Annotated in this window: 18 protein-coding genes and 1 tRNA gene; 6 read left to right on the plus strand and 13 right to left on the minus strand. The window is 68.2% G+C overall.

The window, feature by feature from the left end:
* Positions 1-26 precede the first annotated feature (26 nt).
* Both ACQY4K_RS16435 and ACQY4K_RS16440 read right to left on the minus strand, forming a co-directional pair.
* Positions 27-860 carry a hypothetical protein gene (locus ACQY4K_RS16435; protein ID WP_428391272.1) on the minus strand — a complete coding sequence of 278 codons (834 nt, stop codon included), beginning with the start codon at positions 858-860 and terminating at the stop codon, positions 27-29.
* Positions 857-2,356, minus strand: coding sequence for a diguanylate cyclase (locus tag ACQY4K_RS16440; protein ID WP_428391273.1), 1,500 nt, complete (start codon positions 2,354-2,356; stop codon positions 857-859). The genes ACQY4K_RS16435 and ACQY4K_RS16440 overlap by 4 nt, the downstream gene beginning before the upstream one ends.
* Before the next feature lie 127 nt (positions 2,357-2,483).
* Here ACQY4K_RS16440 and dapD point away from each other — a divergent pair, with 127 nt between their 5' ends.
* From dapD to ACQY4K_RS16455, 3 genes are read left to right on the plus strand one after another with little or no spacing between them, the layout of a single operon-like run.
* Entirely contained in the window at positions 2,484-3,314 is an 831-nt protein-coding gene (gene dapD / locus ACQY4K_RS16445; protein ID WP_428391274.1) for a 2,3,4,5-tetrahydropyridine-2,6-dicarboxylate N-succinyltransferase, read from the plus strand.
* A complete protein-coding gene (gene dapE, locus ACQY4K_RS16450) occupies positions 3,311-4,417 on the plus strand; it encodes a succinyl-diaminopimelate desuccinylase (protein ID WP_428391275.1) in 1,107 nt (368 codons plus the stop codon). The genes dapD and dapE overlap by 4 nt, the downstream gene beginning before the upstream one ends.
* Positions 4,414-5,022 carry a hypothetical protein gene (locus ACQY4K_RS16455; RefSeq protein WP_428391277.1) on the plus strand — a complete coding sequence of 203 codons (609 nt, stop codon included), beginning with the start codon at positions 4,414-4,416 and terminating at the stop codon, positions 5,020-5,022. The genes dapE and ACQY4K_RS16455 overlap by 4 nt, the downstream gene beginning before the upstream one ends.
* Here ACQY4K_RS16455 and truA read toward each other — a convergent pair whose 3' ends face one another.
* Genes truA through def form a run of 3 tightly spaced genes read right to left on the minus strand, consistent with a single transcriptional unit; the run spans position 5,023 to position 7,329 of the window.
* Positions 5,023-5,838 carry a tRNA pseudouridine(38-40) synthase TruA gene (gene truA, locus ACQY4K_RS16460; protein WP_428391278.1) on the minus strand — a complete coding sequence of 272 codons (816 nt, stop codon included), beginning with the start codon at positions 5,836-5,838 and terminating at the stop codon, positions 5,023-5,025.
* Positions 5,807-6,775: a methionyl-tRNA formyltransferase gene (gene fmt, locus ACQY4K_RS16465; protein WP_428391279.1), complete on the minus strand. Its 969-nt coding sequence runs from the start codon at positions 6,773-6,775 to the stop codon at positions 5,807-5,809. The genes truA and fmt overlap by 32 nt, the downstream gene beginning before the upstream one ends.
* A complete protein-coding gene (def, locus tag ACQY4K_RS16470) occupies positions 6,772-7,329 on the minus strand; it encodes a peptide deformylase (protein ID WP_428391280.1) in 558 nt (185 codons plus the stop codon). The genes fmt and def overlap by 4 nt, the downstream gene beginning before the upstream one ends.
* A gap of 129 nt (positions 7,330-7,458) precedes the next feature.
* Here def and ACQY4K_RS16475 point away from each other — a divergent pair, with 129 nt between their 5' ends.
* Both ACQY4K_RS16475 and ACQY4K_RS16480 read left to right on the plus strand, forming a co-directional pair.
* On the plus strand, positions 7,459-8,028 hold the full coding sequence (locus ACQY4K_RS16475) for an Hsp20 family protein (RefSeq protein ID WP_428391281.1): 570 nt from the start codon (positions 7,459-7,461) through the stop codon (positions 8,026-8,028).
* Between the two features lie 67 nt (positions 8,029-8,095).
* The gene (locus tag ACQY4K_RS16480) at positions 8,096-8,359 is read left to right on the plus strand and encodes a DUF1150 family protein (RefSeq protein ID WP_428391283.1); all 264 of its coding nucleotides are present in this window, start codon (positions 8,096-8,098) and stop codon (positions 8,357-8,359) included.
* Between the two features lie 27 nt (positions 8,360-8,386).
* Here ACQY4K_RS16480 and hpf read toward each other — a convergent pair whose 3' ends face one another.
* The 8 genes from hpf to ACQY4K_RS16520 all read right to left on the minus strand — a co-directional run bounded on the left by hpf (position 8,387) and on the right by ACQY4K_RS16520 (position 14,812).
* On the minus strand, positions 8,387-8,980 hold the full coding sequence (gene hpf / locus ACQY4K_RS16485; RefSeq protein WP_428391284.1) for a ribosome hibernation-promoting factor, HPF/YfiA family: 594 nt from the start codon (positions 8,978-8,980) through the stop codon (positions 8,387-8,389).
* A 43-nt stretch (positions 8,981-9,023) separates the two neighbouring features.
* The gene (rpoN, locus tag ACQY4K_RS16490) at positions 9,024-10,544 is read right to left on the minus strand and encodes an RNA polymerase factor sigma-54 (protein WP_428391285.1); all 1,521 of its coding nucleotides are present in this window, start codon (positions 10,542-10,544) and stop codon (positions 9,024-9,026) included.
* Positions 10,545-10,555: 11 nt separating this feature from the next.
* A complete protein-coding gene (gene lptB, locus ACQY4K_RS16495) occupies positions 10,556-11,326 on the minus strand; it encodes an LPS export ABC transporter ATP-binding protein (RefSeq protein WP_428396174.1) in 771 nt (256 codons plus the stop codon).
* Positions 11,327-11,346: 20 nt separating this feature from the next.
* A complete protein-coding gene (locus ACQY4K_RS16500; RefSeq protein ID WP_428391286.1) occupies positions 11,347-12,258 on the minus strand; it encodes an LptA/OstA family protein in 912 nt (303 codons plus the stop codon).
* A 13-nt stretch (positions 12,259-12,271) separates the two neighbouring features.
* Positions 12,272-12,973, minus strand: a complete 702-nt coding sequence (gene lptC / locus ACQY4K_RS16505; RefSeq protein ID WP_428391287.1) for an LPS export ABC transporter periplasmic protein LptC — start codon at positions 12,971-12,973, stop codon at positions 12,272-12,274.
* A gap of 4 nt (positions 12,974-12,977) precedes the next feature.
* The gene (locus tag ACQY4K_RS16510; protein ID WP_428391288.1) at positions 12,978-13,994 is read right to left on the minus strand and encodes a KpsF/GutQ family sugar-phosphate isomerase; all 1,017 of its coding nucleotides are present in this window, start codon (positions 13,992-13,994) and stop codon (positions 12,978-12,980) included.
* A 46-nt stretch (positions 13,995-14,040) separates the two neighbouring features.
* Entirely contained in the window at positions 14,041-14,706 is a 666-nt protein-coding gene (locus ACQY4K_RS16515) for a ribonuclease D (RefSeq protein ID WP_428391290.1), read from the minus strand.
* Between the two features lie 19 nt (positions 14,707-14,725).
* Positions 14,726-14,812: transfer RNA gene (locus tag ACQY4K_RS16520), tRNA-Leu, on the minus strand.
* Between the two features lie 234 nt (positions 14,813-15,046).
* On the opposite strand from ACQY4K_RS16520, the gene ACQY4K_RS16525 reads away from it, so the two are divergent.
* Entirely contained in the window at positions 15,047-16,006 is a 960-nt protein-coding gene (locus ACQY4K_RS16525) for a complex I NDUFA9 subunit family protein (protein ID WP_428391291.1), read from the plus strand.
* Positions 16,007-16,106: the final 100 nt, after the last annotated feature.

Here is a 16,106-nt window from a genome sequence, read left to right on the forward strand (position 1 = left end):
GATCAGCCGTACTGCGCGCACGCCGGTCAGTCGGTATAATCAGCTGCCGGATCGGCCAACCGCCAGAGCATCGTTTCGGCCCGCATTGGCCAGCCGCTTTCGGCCGCGAGAGTCCATGCGTCTCCCGGCTTGATGCGGCCGAGCTGAATTTGTACGCCAAGGGTTTCCTCGGGGTCGCAGCCGGCTTTCCAGCAGATCGAGAGTAGCATGCCGGCGTCGCGCCGGTGCATTGCCGTCTTCAACAGGCGAGGCGGTACGTCGGCCCGCATGGCAAGGATCATCGCGGCACGGTCGTCGGATGCTGCGCGGAGCGCACCTTGCAGGTCGCCGGTCGGATCGCACGACGGCGGCGGCGTGTCGGTGCTGCCGCACTCCGCGGCCAGGCGCTCGCGCAGCCGCACTCGCTCGCTGTGACTGAGCGCGCGCGCGCCGTCCAGGCCGGCGAGCAGCATCCTTCGCGACCAGGTGTCGATTGCGCCTTCGACGTCAGCATCCCGGTCTGGATGGCAGGCGAGTGCCTCGACGGCACGTTCGCGTTGGGCCGGCTCGGGATGGCTCGCAAGTTCATGGATCAGCCGGGGCAAGTCCGGCGTCGCGATGCGGAGCAGGGTGGCGGGCGTAATCAGCATGGCCAACCGGGTCAGCAGGGGGGCGGTGTCTGGAGGGCTGCCGACGGTTGTGCGCAGCGCGGCAAAGGCGTTGGCTGAAATCACGCTCGCGCAATCGTCGAGCAATGCTTTCCAGCGGGTCGCGATCCGGGCCTCGACGTGCACGGCGAGCGCCTCGGCAATCGAAGCGCGCCTTGCGTCGTCGAGGTTCGGGAGCAACGTCGCCAGTCGGGCGGTAAGCCAGGAGGTCATGGGCTCGGTTCGGCTTCGGAGACTTGCCAGCTTGCGCCACCCTTGCGTTTGACAGACTGCATGGAAACCCATGCTCGATGCATTAAACTTTCTATGCTCTCGAAGGACCTGCTGGCGCGTACGGCCAGGCCGATGGACAGCGTGACCCGGCCGGTCTCGCCATCCTCGACCGCGACGCCCTTGCTGCTGAGATCGTTGGCGCGTTCGGCGGCGGTGAACTGGTCGGCATTGTCGAGCCAGACCGCGAACAGGTCGCCTCCCACCCTGGCGACCAGGTCGGTCGGGCGCACGGCGTCGCGCAGCAAGGCGGCCGCATCGCGCAGGACCGCGTCGCCGCCCGAGAGGTCAAGGGCGGTGTTGATCCCGGCCAGCTTGTCGAGCCCGATGACCATCAGGGTCGCCGGGTTGCCTTCGCGATCGAGCCGCTCGAAGCGACGCGGGAGCTCCGCGATCAGGCCCTGTCGGTTGTAGAGCCCGGTGAGGATGTCGGTGCGCGACAATCGTGCGGTCTCGCGCTCGATCTGCTCATGTTCGAGGATCGGCAGCACGGTCTCCAGGAGGGCCGTGGTCAGGGCGGTCTCGGCGTCATTCCAGCCGGTCCTTCCGAGGGCCTCAGGGGCGTTCTGAGGTCGCCAAAGGGCCAGCACGGCGCGGTCGAGAAAATGGTTGGTGCCGGCGCAAAGCAGCAGGGATTGGCCGCAGGCGCTCACCTGCCGCGTGGTCTCCAGCAGCCAAGTCGGTGCCTGCGCGCAGACGGCAAGCACCGGCTCCTGCAATGCCTCGGGCGGCCCGGGCCAGGCCAAGCCTGCTTGTGCTGCGATGCGCAGCGGTGCCTCGTGCTCGTAGAGCAGCAAAATGGCGCCGGCGGCATCGACGCTGCTTATCAGGTCGCCCAATCCGAAGGTGAGGCTGGCGAACGGGAGTGCTGCCCGGCGCATGCGGCGGGCGAGTGCGCGGGCGGCGTCGTAGCGCCGCAGCGTGGCGGCGAGGAGGGAATCCTCCTCTTCCTGTTCGGTGATGTCGATGCCAAGACCGCGCGCGGCCCCTGCAACGCCTTCGACTGGTGCTGCGGAGATCAGCAGGCAGGCCGGCAGTCCGGCCGCATCGCGCAGCCAGACGCGCTGGCGTCGGACCGGCCTGGTGGTGCGGAACGGATTGAACAGGCTGGCAGCACGCGCGTCCGGAGCGCCATTAAGGTTTGAGGCGCCATTAAGGTCTGGGGCGCCATTAGGGTCTGGGGTGCCATTAGGGTCTGGGGCGCCATAGAGCAGGTGGTCCGCCGACTTGCCGATCAGCTGCTCCGCCGGCCAGCCAAGCACGATTTCCGGCGCCAGCAGCAGCAGCCTGCCAGCAGCGTCGGTCTCGAAGGCGAGATCGGCCCCTTCGTGCACCAGCATGCGCCAGCGTTCCCGGCTCTCGGAGAAGGCGCGCAGGACGGCGTCCGAGCCGCCCCCGTGCGCGCTGATGGGGGCGGCGCTGAATGGGTGAGAGGTCATGCGACGCGATCCGTGGCTGATCGACGCAGTCTTCCTCATAATGATGAAGACGTCGTAAAAGCCGCGACATTGACACACCGGGCGGGCGGTCAGCATGGTCCCCGACCGGGATGGTCTTGGAGTGTGGATGCAACAGCACGCGGCATTGGCTTTGCGGATCGATCATCTTTGGGAACGGCGCGAGACGCTCAGGTCGGCGACCGTGGGTGCGGATCGCGATGACGTCGAGGCGGCGCTGGCCGGGCTTGATGACGGCAGCCTGCGGGTGGCCGAGCCGGGGCCGTCCGGCTGGATCCTGCATGCCTGGCTGAAGAAGGCCGTGCTGCTGTCGTTTAGGTTGAATGACAGCGTGCCGATGGCGGCCGGGGCGGGTACTGCGGCGTTTGACAAGGTGCCGCTCAAGTTCTCCGGCTGGGATGCGGCGCGTCTCGCGCAAGCGGGCTTTCGGGTGGTGCCTGGGGCAGTGGTGCGTCGCTCCGCCTATGTCGCACCAGGGGTCGTGCTGATGCCATGCTTTGTTAATGTGGGGGCTTATGTCGGCGCCGGCAGCATGATCGACACCTGGTCGACGATCGGCAGTTGCGCGCAGATCGGCGCCGACTGCCATATCAGCGGCGGGGTTGGCATCGGCGGTGTGCTGGAGCCGCTGCAGGCCGGACCGGTGATCATCGAGGATGGCTGCTTTATCGGCGCCCGCTCCGAGGTGGCCGAGGGGGTGGTGGTCGAGCGCGGCAGCGTGCTGTCGATGGGGGTGTTCCTGGGTGCCTCGACCCGGGTCGTAGACCGTGCCACTGGCGAGGTGTTCCGCGGCCGGGTGCCGGCCTACTCGGTGGTCGTGCCGGGCAGCATGCCGGCCGGCAATGGCGGGCAGCCGTCGCTGGCCTGCGCGGTGATCGTCAAGCGGGTCGATGCGCAGACCCGCGCCAAGACCGCGATCAACGAATTGCTGCGCGATTGAGCGCCCTGCCGCTGGCCAGGGCGCTGATCCGCAGCGCCTCGGTGACACCCGCGGATGATGGGGCGCAGGCGGTGCTGGCCGAGGCGCTGACCGAGCTGGGCTTTACCGTGACGCATCTGCCGTTCGGCGGCACGCCCAACCTGTTTGCTCGACTTGGAACAAGCGCGCCGCATGTGTGCTTTGCCGGTCACACCGATGTGGTGCCGCCGGGCGACGCCGCGTGGAGTGCAGCACCATTCGCGGCCGAGCTGCGCGACGGTGTGCTGATTGGGCGCGGCGCGTGCGACATGAAGGGGGCGATCGCCTGTTTCGTCGCGGCGGTCGCGTCCCGCCAAGGGCAGCATGGCTCGGTCAGCCTGCTGATCACCGGCGACGAGGAGGGGCCGGCAACCGACGGCACCGTGCGTGTGCTGGAGTGGATGCAGGCGGCGGGGCAAATCCCCGATTTCTGCCTGGTCGGCGAGCCGACCAACCCGTGCGCGCTGGGTGAGGTCATCAAGATCGGCCGCCGCGGCAGCCTGAACGCGCGCATCGTCATAGACGGCATCCAGGGCCACACCGCCTATCCGCAGCATGCCGATAATCCGGTGCATCGCCTGGTGGCGATCCTCGCGGCACTGACCGCGACCCGGCTCGATGACGGCAGCGACGGTTTCGAGCCCTCCGGCCTGCAGGTCACCAGCATCGATGTCGGCAACCCGGCGCGCAACGTCATCCCGGCGTGCGCCGAGGCCGTGCTCAACATCCGTTTCAACGACCTGCATAGCGGCACGTCTCTGCGCGCCTGGCTGGCCGAGACCTGTGCGGCGCACGCGCCCGCGTGCAGGCTCGAGGTCGAGGTCAGCGGCGAGGCCTTTCGCACCGAAGCAGGACCGTTCGTCACGGCCCTCAGCCGCGCGGTGGCGAGCCAGACGGGGATGACGCCGCGTCTCGATACCAACGGCGGCACCTCGGACGCGCGCTTTATTGCGCGCTATTGTCCGGTTGCGGAGTTCGGCCTGGTCGGCGCAAGCATGCACAAGGCGGACGAGTGCGTCCCACTGGCCGATCTCGATCGCCTTACCGCGGTCTACCGCGCCTTTCTTGAGGAGCTGCCGGCATGAAGCGACCCCTGCAGCGGCGAGGGCCGAAGCGGATGGGAGGCGTGGTGCAGGGACTGCTGCTGATCGCGCGTGGCAGGCCCGAGGGACTGGATTGCTTCGGCGCCACGCCGGATGCGTTCCTTGCGGCGCTGTCGCCCTGGCTCGCCTTCCTGCTCGTCGGCCTGCTGATGATCATGCTGCGTGAGCCCAGCGCCGTCGGCTTCAGCCTGATCCTGCTGTCGCTCTGCGCGTTGCTGCTGCCGCCCGTGCTGTCGCACCTGATGGCACGGTTCTGGGAGCGCAGCGCCTTTTGGCTGCGCTACGCCACAGCGACGGCCTGGTGCGAATGGCTGGTGATCGTCGCCTATGCCGCCTCGCTGCTGGTGGTTGCCCTGTTGCTCAAGCTCGGGGTGCCGGCACCGCTCGCGGGAATCACCTTCGTCGGGCTGATCGCCTGCTATTGGCTGTGGCTGCACTGGTTTTTGGCCTGGCGCGGACTGGCGCTGGGCTGGTGGCGTGCGGCCATTCTGGTGGCGCTGGTGGTGATCTCGACGGCGGTGCTGTGCGGCCTGGCGCAATTGCTGCCGCCGCATGTGGGCATGTTTGCCATGCAGGGTACCGCCTGATCAGGCGGCGAACGGATCCTGTGGGTAGGTGACCGCAACCAGGCAGAGCCCGGCCGCCGGCGCGGTCGGACCAGCACTTGCGCGGTCGCGCGCGGCCAGCGCCTCGGTGACGCGAGACGCCGGCCAATGGCCGTCCCCGACCAGCTTGAGCGTGCCGACCATGTTGCGCACCTGGTGGTGCAGGAACGAGCGCGCATGCGCCTCGATTTCGATGACGTCGTCGCTGCGGCGCACCACGAGCGCATCGAGCGTGCGCACCGGGCTGCGCGCCTGGCAGGCGGCGGCGCGGAATGATGTGAAATCGTGCCGCCCGAGCAGCAGCCCGGCGGCCTCCGCCATTGCCGACGCATCGAGCGGGCGCTTGACGTGCCAGACCCGGCCGGCCGCCAGCGCCGCCCGGCTAGGCCGGTTGAGAATGCGATACGCGTAGGCACGGCCAATGGCGGAGAAGCGCGCGTGCCAGCCGGCCGGCGCCGGCGCCGCCGCCGTGACCACGACCGGGTGCGGCTTGAGATGGAAGTTGAGCGCGTCGCGCAGGTGGTCCGCGGAGAGCCGCGCGGCGAGAGCTTCCGGCAGGTCGAGCTGTGCCACTTGGGCTGCCGCATGCACGCCGGCGTCGGTGCGTCCGGCGGCGAGGACTGCAAGCGGGACGCCACCGGCCAGCCGCGTCGCGGCCTCCTCCAGCACCGCCTGCACCGAGACGCCAGAGGCCTGACGTTGCCAGCCCACGAACGGGCCGCCGTCATATTCGAGCCTTAGCGCCCAACGCCCAACCGGTTGGGGCTCAGCCAAACCGGGTGCCGGGAGGCAGCGCATGACCGCGCAGGAACGCCGTTGCCGCAAGTGGCTTGCCGCCGGGCATCTGCAGCCTGGTGATGCGCAGCGTCCCGGCGCCGGTCGCGACCAGCAGATTGTCGTCGAGGATGGTGCCAGGGGCGATAGTGCCGGGGGCGATAGTGCGGGGGACGATAGTGCCAAAGACGGCGGCCGCCGCGCCCGAGGAGGCGACCTCGGCGGCGAGCAGCTTCAACGCGACGCCATTGAGCAAGGTAAAGGCGCCGGGCCATGGGTGCATGGCGCGGATCCGTCGGTCGATGGCCGCAGCCGGCTCCGACCAGTCCAGCCTGCCATCCTCGCGCGCGAGTTTCGGCGCGTAGGTGACGCCGTCCGTCGGCTGCGCGCGCGGTGCCGGCGGGTTTGCCAGCACGTCCAGGATCAGTCGCGCGCCCAGGGGGGCGAGAGCGTCGTGCAGGCTTTGCGCGGTGGTGGAGGATGTGATCGGCACCGTGCCCGTGCGCAGCATGGGTCCGGTATCGAGCCCCGCCTCCATCTGCATGATGGTAACGCCGGATTGCGTATCGCCGGCGAGGATCGCAGCCTGGATCGGTGCTGCACCCCGCCAGCGCGGCAGCAGGCTCGCGTGGATATTCAGGCAGCCACGGCGCGGCGCGGCCAGCATCGAGGCGGGCAGCAACAATCCGTAGGCGGCGATCACCGCTGCGTCGAGATCGAGTGCCGCGAACGCCGCCTGCGCCTCGGTATCCGCGCGCAGCCGTGCCGGGGTGCGGACCTCGAACCCCCACCGGAGCGCCTCCTCATGCACCGCCGAGCGACGCACGGACTTGCCGCGTCCGGCCGGGCGCGGCGGCTGGGTATAGACGGCGGCGATCCGGTGACCGGCCTCGCGCAGGGCCCGTAGCGCCGGCACGGCGAAGTCCGGCGTGCCCATGAAAGCGAGCTGGAGGGTGCTCATCCCGGCTTGCTCTTTTGTTCCTTGGCCAGCCTGCGCATCAGCATGCGGCGCTTCAGCGGCGAGAGATGATCGACGAACAGCACGCCGTCGAGATGGTCGATCTCGTGCTGGACGCAGGTGGCGAGCAACCCGTCGGCCTCCAGCGCGTGGGTGCCGCCATCCAGATCCTGGTAGCGCACCCGAACGCGCTCCGGGCGCACCACCTCGGCATACTGGTTGGGCAAGGAGAGGCAGCCCTCCTCGCGTGAGACCAGGGTTTCGCTGGCCTCGATGATCTCCGGGTTGACCAGGACGATCGGGGCTCTGACGTCGTTCTCCATCAGGTCGACAATAGCCAGCCGCATGCCGAGCCCCACCTGCGGCGCGGCCAGCCCAATCCCCGGCGCCTGATACATCGCCGCGAACATCCTTGGCAGCAATGCCCGCAAGTCGGCGGCATCCTGCGGACGCACCAGGCGGGTCGGCTGCCGCAGCATGGCGTGCGGCGCGATCAGGATGGCGAGCGGGTCAGCCGCCGGTTGGGTGAGGTCCATGCGGGCGATGTAGCGGTGCATGCCAGCTTCGCCAAGACTGGTGCCAGGGCGGCCGTCAAGCTTGCGTGGAGCTGTGGTCAAACCATATCGTATGACACCGCAACGCCGTATCGGGTTGGTGGATTCGTCTCGCTCCAAGGAGGAGGCTCTATGTCAGGCCGGCTTTTTGCATCGCCTTTGTTTCTGGGGTTCGACCATCTCGAGCAGATGCTCGAACGCGCCTCCAAGACATCCTCGGATGGCTATCCGCCCTATAATATCGAGCAGATCAGTGCCATTGGGCTGCGGATCACGCTGGCGGTCGCGGGCTTCGAGATGGAGGATCTGCAGATCACCCAGGAGGACAACCAGCTGGTCATACGCGGTCGTCAGAACGATGACAGCGCCGGCAGGGTGTTCCTGCACCGTGGCATCGCGGCCAGGCAGTTCCAGCGGGCCTTCGTGCTGGCCGAGGGAATCGACGTCGGCAGCGCTTGGCTCGATCGGGGCCTGCTGCATATCGATCTGGCGCGTCCGCAACCGGAGGTCCGGGTCAGGCGAATCGAGATCTCGCGCGCGGGGGCGCCATTGGACGTGCCTGGGCGTGCCAAAGGTGCGAATGATGCGCTGGCCGGGCGGCGGGCCAAGGCGGCTGACGAGCCCGACGCTGAGTCGGGCGAAATCGTCCGTACCCCCTCGCGTGTCCCGCGAGTTGTGCGCTCGGTTGCCATCGAAGACTGAAACCAGTGGGACGGGCGCTGACGTTGCTCAGCGAGGACGACTGCGCGCTTATGCAAGGAACAGGACCATGAATTCGACCGACGACCAGCAGACGAACGACCAGGCCAGGCACGGAACGCCTACTTTGGTTGACATCCGGCACTTGTCCGTAGAGCAGTTGCAGGCGCTTGGGGTGTCCCAGATCGCGTATGTGCGTCCGGTTCTTGTCGACGGCAACGCAGCGTTCGCTATCCATGCCGCGGACGGCACGCCGATGGCGGTTGCCGGGGACTGTGACGTGGCGTTCGCCGCCATCCGCCAGCACGAGATGATGCCGACGCTTGTTCATTAAGGCTGGGGGGGGGTCACCAAACCCGACTCACCGTCCGGCAGGGTCGAGCCAGCCGATGTGACTGTCGGGACGGCGATAGACGACGTTGATCTCGCCACTGGCGCTGTTGCGGAACATCAGGACGATCTGATCCGCAAGGTCGAGCTGCATCACCGCCTCGCCGACAGAGAGATGCGCGATGTCGGTCGCATGCTCGGCGATGATCGTGGCATAGGCGCCATTGGCAGCGCCATTACGGGCACCCGCTTCGGCCGGCTGGCCGTCGTCGTCCTGCCTGAGCACATATTGTCTGCCAATTTCCGGACGGCGCCGCTGCACCAGGTCTCGGGAATGCTCGTTGACCCTGCGGCGGTAGCGTCGCAGCCGCTTGGCGATGTGCTCCGCCGCATCGTCAAAGGCGCCATGCGCGTCTGCCGCCTCGCCTTCCCCGCGGAGCAGCAGGCCACGCGCCGCGCGCACGTTGATGTCGCAGGTAAAGAAGCTGCGCGCCCGTCCAAAGGTGACATTGGCCTCGAGTGCGTTGTCGAAGTATTTTTCGGCAATCACGTCGAGATGAGCGGTCACCCGGGTGCGCAAGGCGTCCGAGAGATCGATCTGTTTGCCGGCGACGTTGATCTGCACGCGTGTTCACTCCCCCAGCGATGATGGGAGGCGGCGCTGTCGCTCAACCGGAGACGGCCTTCTCCCGCTTGCGCTGGACGGAGCTTGGGATCCGCAGCGCCTCACGATATTTGGCCACGGTACGTCGGGCGATGTCTACGCCCTCACGGCGAAGTGCTGCCACGATGGCGTCATCAGACAGGGTGGCGCGCGGGCTCTCGGCGCCGATCATGCCGCGTATGCGGTGACGGACCGCTTCAGCACTGTGGCTCTCGCCGGTGACCCCAGCAATCGCGGTAGTGAAGAAGTATTTCAGTTCGAACAGCCCACGTGGCGTGGCGATGTATTTGTTCGCGGTGACCCGGCTGACGGTGCTTTCGTGCATCGCCACCGCCTCGGCGATGTCGCGCAGAATTAGCGGCCGCAGATGACCGACGCCGCCCACGAGAAAGGCGTCCTGGCGGCGCATCACCTCACCGGCGACCTTCAGGATGGTCTGCGCGCGTTGCTGGAGGGATTTCACCAGCCAGTTGGCGCTGGCCAGCTTTTCCGCCAGGAACAGCCGCTCCTCGCGTCCGCCCCGCAACGAGACACGGGCGTGAAATGCCTCGCTGACCAACAGCCGAGGCAATGTGTCGGGGTTGAGCTCCAGGATCCAATCGCCGTTCAGGCCGTGACGCATTAGCACGTCCGGCATGATCGGTGGCGAGGAGCCGGTGTCGTAGCCGGTGGCGGGCTTCGGATCGAGCGCCCTGATTTCGGCGATCATGTCCGCGAGGTCCTCGGCATCGACGCCGCAGAGCGCCTGCAGCCGCTTGTGCTCGCGCCGTCCAAGCAGATCGAGGTTGTCGAGCAGGGCCGCCATCGCCGGGTCGAGCCGGTCACGCTCGGCGAGCTGCACGGCCAGGCAGGTGCGCAGGTCGGGCGCGAATAGGCCGATCGGATCGAAGCGCATCATTCGCGCCCGCACTGCCGCCACCCGCTCGATTGGCGTGCCCAGGGCCGCGGCCAGCACAGCATCCTCGGTCGCCACCCGGCCGGCCGGGCAGAGCAACGCGATCAGATGGGCGCCGATCAGCCGGTCGACGGGATCGGCGAAGCTCAGCCGCAATTGCTCGCCGAGATGGTCGCGCAGGCTGCGCGGCTCCCCCGCGACGTTCTCGATGAAGTAGCCGTCGCCATCGCCGGTTCTGCCGGACGCGGCGAAGTCCTGCGTTCGCTGGGTCGCCCCATGCTCGTGCGCGGGTGACTGGTCGTCATAGCCGCCGGCGTCGAACTGCTCGGCATAGTCGGAATCGAGCGGGGCTGCTTCCCGGGCCGGCAGCGTGCCGGCGCCGATCAGCAGGTCGCTGCCGAGCAATGCGGCCTCGCGCCCTGCGACCGGCCGCTGATCCAGGGCTGGCCGTTCGAGCACCGCGTCGGCGGTCTCGTCGCGCTCAAGTAACGGGTTGCGCTCAAGCTCCTCCTCGATGAACGCCGCGACTTCGAGGTTGGTGAATTGCAGCAGCTTGATGGCTTGACGCAGCTGCGGCGTCATGATCAGCGATTGGCTCTGCCTGAGTTCCAGCCGTGGTCCGAGTGCCATGGGAGACGAAGCTACAACGAAAAGCGCTCGCCGAGATATACGCGCCGGACATCCTCGTGCGCGACGACCTCCTCGGGGGCGCCCTGCATCAGCACCTCGCCGCCATGCATGATGTAGGCGCGGTCGATGATCTCCAGGGTCTCGCGGACGTTGTGGTCGGTGATCAGCACGCCGATGCCGCGATGCTTGAGGTGGGAGACGAGGTCGCGGATCTCGCCGACGGCGATCGGGTCGATGCCGGCGAGCGGCTCGTCGAGCAGGATGTAGCTGGGTTGGCTTGCCAGCGCGCGGGCGATCTCCAGGCGCCGTCGCTCGCCACCCGAAAGGGCCAGCGACGGCGAGCGACGCAGCTTGGTGATGCCGAACTCCCGCAACAGCCCGTCCAGCATCATCTCGCGCCGTCCGAGGTCGGCCTCGACCACTTCCAGGGCCGCCATTATGTTCTGCTCGACATTCAGGCCGCGGAAGATGCTGGCTTCCTGCGGCAGGTAGCCGATGCCCAGCCTGGCACGGCGATACATCGGCAACTGCGTGATGTCGGCGCCGTCGAGGCTGATCGCGCCCTCGTCCGGCTGCACCAGTCCCACGATCATGTAGAAGGTGGTGGTCTTGCCGGCGCCGTTCGGCCCGAGCAGCCCCACCGCCTCGCCCCGCTGCACCCGGATCGAGACGTTGTGCACCACCGCGCGCTTCTTGTAGGACTTGCCGACGGCATGCGCGATCAGCCCGGCGCCGTCCTCGGGTCTGGAGGCAGCGGCGGCGGCGTGGTCGGCTGCGTCCAGCTTGCGTGGCGGGATCTCGTTCACGGTTTTGTCGGTCCGGAGCCGTTCTCGCCCGGGACAATCAGGCCGCGCACGCGCGCACCAGGCGCTTCGGTCATGGTGGCGAGCCCGGTATGCATGTTGACAATGGCCGCGGCCCCATTGAGCTGGTTCTGACCACGCGTGATGTGGACATTGCCGACGATACGCGCAATGCCGCTCGCCGGCACATACACGCCGCGGTCGCCGGTCACCGTCTCGGTGCGGGTGCGCACCACAACATCGCCGAAGGCGTCGACCTTGCGCAGCTTGCCGGAGGCCGCGACGGCGTCGGTGCCTGGTTTCGGCGCCGGCGCCGCCTTGTCCGCGTCTGGCGCGTCGCTGTAGCCGACCAGCACGTCGGCGCGCAGCCGTCGTCCGTCGTTGCTGGTCACCGTGGCGTCGCCGCGACCGACCGACATGCGGGTCTTCGACCAGTATTCCATCTCGTCGCGCGCGGTCAGCACGTCGGTGGGCGTGGTCAGGCGCAGCGCGTGGCCGGTCAGCACCAGCACCGCCTGGTCGATGTCGTAGACCGCATGGTCGCCCCAGGCCTGGTCGGTGGCGGTGAAGATATGCACATGGCCGAACGCCTCCAGCCGGTAGATTTCGTTGGCGCCGGTGTCGTCGATGGCGCCGCCGGGCTTTGACGCCGCTTCGGTCGCCTTTGGGGCCGCACCGGGCTTCTTGCGGTAGAAGGCAACCAAGCGGTCGGCGGTGACCGTGACGTTGCCGCGCACCGCCTGCGCGTCGCCATGGGCGGTGACCGTCTGCGCCTTCTGGTCCCAGTCGAAGCCGCCGCGCGCGGTCACCGTAATCTGCCCGCCATGCGACAGATCGATCGCCTGCGCCCAGGCCGGCGCGGCCGAAAGCCACAGGCAGCACACGGCGAGGAGGATCAGTCCCAGTCTCATCGCGCGCGAGTCCTCATCGCGCAGGAGTCGGGGCGCGGTCGTCGTTCAGCACCAGACGCGCCGGGCCGCGAAATTGCGCCACCCCGTCACGCTGCGAGACGAAGTCGCCCTGGGCGTCAAGCACGCCGAACGGCCCCTCGGCATGCACCCAGTCGTTGGCGGCGAGCACCCCGCGCTTGATGTCGATCGTGGCATTCGGTGCATGCATCAGGGTGCCATCATCGCGATAGAGAGTAACGCCGCCGGACAGGTCCAGGATCTGCTCATGCGGCATGTAGACCCCGGCGCGTGCGTGCACCAGCATCCAGCGACCGTCACGGCTCAGCGTGTCGGCAATCGGCCGGGTCAGATTTATCTGGTCGGGGCCAACCTGGCGGGCCTCGTCCGCCGTGATCATGTAGGGCTGGCCGTGTGCATCGAGCCCATGATAGCGCACGCCCTGCATCTGACCGCTGCCGGCCTGCACCGCGGCGACCTGCCGGTAGGCGACACGACCGGCATTCACCGCCCGGTCAAATTCCGGCCAGGCCGCGATCGAACCGAGCAGCACCAGGGCCGCGAGCGGCAGCAGCCACTTGGTCCAGACCAGCAGCAGCCGGCGGCGGGCCTGGGCATGCTTGCTGGGGGGCCGCCGGAGCAGGCCCCGGTCCAGACCCCCAAACCGCTCGAACTCCGGCCTGCTTCCCGATCCTCGCTCTGGCGGCCGCTGCTCCATCGTCTCACACGATCCCGGCACGCAGCAGGTCGTGCACATGCAGGATGCCGATCGGACGCAGCCCATCCTCGACCACGAACAGGCTGGTGATCGGCCGCGGCCCGGCATTCATCAGCCGCAGGGCTTCCGCCGCCAGCAGGCCGGGTGCGATCGTGCGCGGCGCGCGGTTCATGACCTCGCCGGTGCGCAAGCGTGCCAGGTCGCGACCGGCACTTGGATCCAGCGCCCGACGCAGGTCGCCATCGGTGATGATGCCGACCAGACGCCCGTCTGTGCCGGTAATGCCGAGGCAGCCGAACGCCTTGCCGGTCATCAGCATCACCGCTTGCAGCATCGGCAGGTCGGGACCGGCGAGCGGCATCGCTTCCCCGGTATGCATCAGCTCGGCGACCCGTCGCAGCCGCGCGCCGAGCCTGCCACCCGGATGGAAGACGCCGAAATCGCCCGGCCCGAAGCCGCGTCGTTGCAGCAGCGCCACCGCGAGCGCGTCACCGAGGGCGAGCTGCATGGTGGTGCTGGTGGTCGGTGCCAATCCCATCGGACAGGCCTCGGCTGCTTCCGGCAGGGTCAGCACGATGTCCGCGGCGCGCGCCAGCGTGCTGTCGGCGCGCGAGGTGATCGCGATCAAGGTGAGGCCGAAGCGCTTGCAATGGGCGATGACGTCGGCGAGTTCGGCGGTCTCGCCGGAGTTCGACAAAGCGAGCACCGCGTCACCAGGCTGGATCATGCCGAGATCGCCGTGCGAGGCCTCGGCGGGATGAACGAACAGCGACGGCGTGCCGGTCGAGGCCAGGGTCGCCTGGATCTTGCGCCCTATATGGCCGGACTTGCCGATCCCGCACACCACGAGCCGGCCGGGCAGGGCGGCGATCGCATCGAGGGCTGCGACCAACCCGTCGCCAAGCGGCGCACCTGGGGCAAGCGCGCTGGCCAGCGCATCCAGGCCGCCAGCTTCGGCGCGCAGCACGTCGACCGCAATGCGCAGATCCTGGTCGGCCATCGTGGCAAGGCGCTCATTCATCCGGAGGCTGTACGGCGTGGCCGCGGCGCGCGTCAAATCCCTGTCCTCAGTGGGCGAAGAGGTCCGGATCCTCATAGCCGAGCACGTCGAGACGGGCGCGCGTCGGCAGGAAGGCGAAGGCCTCGAGTGCCAAACCCAGCCGATCCTCGCGCACCAGCAAGCCCTCCAGCCGCTCCCACAGCGCATGCAGATGCAACACATCGGAGGCGGCGTAGCTCAACTGCTCCGGGGTAAGTGCCGCCGCACCCCAGTCCGAGCTCTGTTGCTGCTTGTTCAGCTCGACACCGAGCAGTTCGCGGCAAAGCTCGCGCAGGCCATGCCGGTCAGTGAAGGTGCGCACCAGCTTGGCCGCGATCTTGGTGCAGCGCACCGGCGCGACGGTGATCCCCAGCGCATGCTGCAGGATACCGACATCGAAGCGGGCGAAATGCATCAGCTTGAGCAAAGCCGGATCGGCGAGTAGGCGTTTCAGGTTCGGGCAATCGGCGCCACGGCCGCCGAGGCTCGCGGGAATGATCTGCACCAGATGCACCTGCCGCTCGACGCCGGACGGCGCACCACAAAGCTGCACCAGGCAGAGCCGATCGCGATGCGGCCTGAGCCCCATGGTCTCGGTATCGACGGCAACTGCGCCCTCGAAGTCCAGATCGTCGGGGAGGTCATGGCGATGCAGATGCAGGGTGGCGTTCGGTATGAACTGCGTGATGCTCATCTCGCCGCCCCCATCCGTCTGGTGCCCAGGAGAAGACTCGAACTTCCACGTCCTTTCGGACACAGGTACCTGAAACCTGCGCGTCTACCAATTCCGCCACCTGGGCAGAGGTGCGTGGCAGCGGCGTCTAGCGGGGCGCCGCGGCGGCGTCAACTGCCAGGACGCGGCACTGGGTCGGAACCAGGGCCGCCAGCCGGCGCATGGGTCGCGTGCCGCATTCCCAGGCCCGACGACTACGGCCGTTCGCCGCGACCGCAAAATCGACGGAGAGGTTCAAGATCTCCCGTCTATTGAGCGCGTTGCGGCGTTTGGATAGGCATGCCGCGTAAGGAGTGGGCGAGTGGGTGATCTGATGACGACGCGCAATGTGGCGACCGTGTTCGGCGGCTCGGGCTTTCTGGGGCGCTATATCGTCAAGCGGCTGGCCGCGCGCGGCGATGTCGTGCGGGTCGCGGTGCGCAATCCGGCGCGGGCCAATGTGCTGCGGCCGATGGGACGGGTCGGGCAGGTGGTGCCGTTCTTTGCCTCGATCACCGACGACGCCTCCATGGCGCGGGCGGTCGAGGGGGCAGGCACGGTGGTCAACCTGGTCGGGTTGCTGGCGGAGGGCAAGCAGGGGGATTTCACCCGGATCCATGAGGAGGGCGCGGGCCGCGTGGCGCGGGCGGCGCGCGCGGCGGGGGTGGCGAGCCTCGTACAGATGTCGGCGATCGGCGCCAGCCCGGACAGTCCGAGCAAGTACGGCACCAGCAAGTTCGCCGGCGAGGAGGCGGTGCGCGCGGCGTTTGCCGAAGCGATCGTGCTGCGGCCCTCAATCGTGTTCGGGGCGGAGGACGCGTTCTTTAACCGCTTTGCGGCGATGAGCCGGCTGGCCCCGGTCATGCCGGTGTTCTGTGGCGATACCCGCTTCCAGCCGGTCTATGCCGGCGACGTCGCCGACGCGGTGATCGCCTCCCTGGGTAATCCGGACCTGGTCGGCGGCACGTTCGAGCTGGGCGGCCCAAAGGTCTGGCGGTTTCGCGAGCTGCTGTCCTGGATGCTCAGCGAGCTGCGGCGAAAGCGGATCATGATCGACGTGCCGATGGGTCTGGCGCGCATGCAGGCGACGCTGCTGGAGTTTGTCCCCGGCAAGCCGCTGACCCGCGACCAGTTGGCGATGCTCGCGCGCGACAATGTGGTGGGTGAGGGGGCGGCGGGGTTCGAAGCCCTGGGTATCCTGCCGACGCCGCTGGAGCTGATCGTGCCCGGCTATATCGGCCGCTACCGCGCCGGCGGCGGCAAGCGAGATGTGCCGGAATAGGGCCGCTTCGGGCCTGATACTCTGGAGCCTTGCGCCTGCCGCAGAGTGGGTGTGATGATAATAGGCCGGACAGGACAGTAAACCTGTCTTTTACCGGCAT

It is taken from the genome of Lichenicoccus sp. (genome assembly GCF_965276875.1).
GTDB lineage: Bacteria > Pseudomonadota > Alphaproteobacteria > Acetobacterales > Acetobacteraceae > Lichenicoccus.

Coding starts and splice junctions, on each gene's coding strand:
- ACQY4K_RS16515 (WP_428391290.1), bottom strand. CDS start 14,706: ATGAGCATCACGCAGTTCATACCGAACGCCACCCTGCATCTGCATCGC.
- ACQY4K_RS16480 (WP_428391283.1), top strand. CDS start 8,096: ATGAATTCGACCGACGACCAGCAGACGAACGACCAGGCCAGGCACGGA.
- ACQY4K_RS16500 (WP_428391286.1), bottom strand. CDS start 12,258: ATGAGACTGGGACTGATCCTCCTCGCCGTGTGCTGCCTGTGGCTTTCG.
- ACQY4K_RS16455 (WP_428391277.1), top strand. CDS start 4,414: ATGAAGCGACCCCTGCAGCGGCGAGGGCCGAAGCGGATGGGAGGCGTG.
- ACQY4K_RS16475 (WP_428391281.1), top strand. CDS start 7,459: ATGTCAGGCCGGCTTTTTGCATCGCCTTTGTTTCTGGGGTTCGACCAT.
- ACQY4K_RS16440 (WP_428391273.1), bottom strand. CDS start 2,356: ATGACCTCTCACCCATTCAGCGCCGCCCCCATCAGCGCGCACGGGGGC.
- fmt (WP_428391279.1), bottom strand. CDS start 6,775: ATGAGCACCCTCCAGCTCGCTTTCATGGGCACGCCGGACTTCGCCGTG.
- ACQY4K_RS16510 (WP_428391288.1), bottom strand. CDS start 13,994: ATGAATGAGCGCCTTGCCACGATGGCCGACCAGGATCTGCGCATTGCG.
- dapD (WP_428391274.1), top strand. CDS start 2,484: ATGCAACAGCACGCGGCATTGGCTTTGCGGATCGATCATCTTTGGGAA.
- rpoN (WP_428391285.1), bottom strand. CDS start 10,544: ATGGCACTCGGACCACGGCTGGAACTCAGGCAGAGCCAATCGCTGATC.
- lptC (WP_428391287.1), bottom strand. CDS start 12,973: ATGGAGCAGCGGCCGCCAGAGCGAGGATCGGGAAGCAGGCCGGAGTTC.
- def (WP_428391280.1), bottom strand. CDS start 7,329: ATGCACCGCTACATCGCCCGCATGGACCTCACCCAACCGGCGGCTGAC.
- truA (WP_428391278.1), bottom strand. CDS start 5,838: ATGCGCTGCCTCCCGGCACCCGGTTTGGCTGAGCCCCAACCGGTTGGG.
- ACQY4K_RS16435 (WP_428391272.1), bottom strand. CDS start 860: ATGACCTCCTGGCTTACCGCCCGACTGGCGACGTTGCTCCCGAACCTC.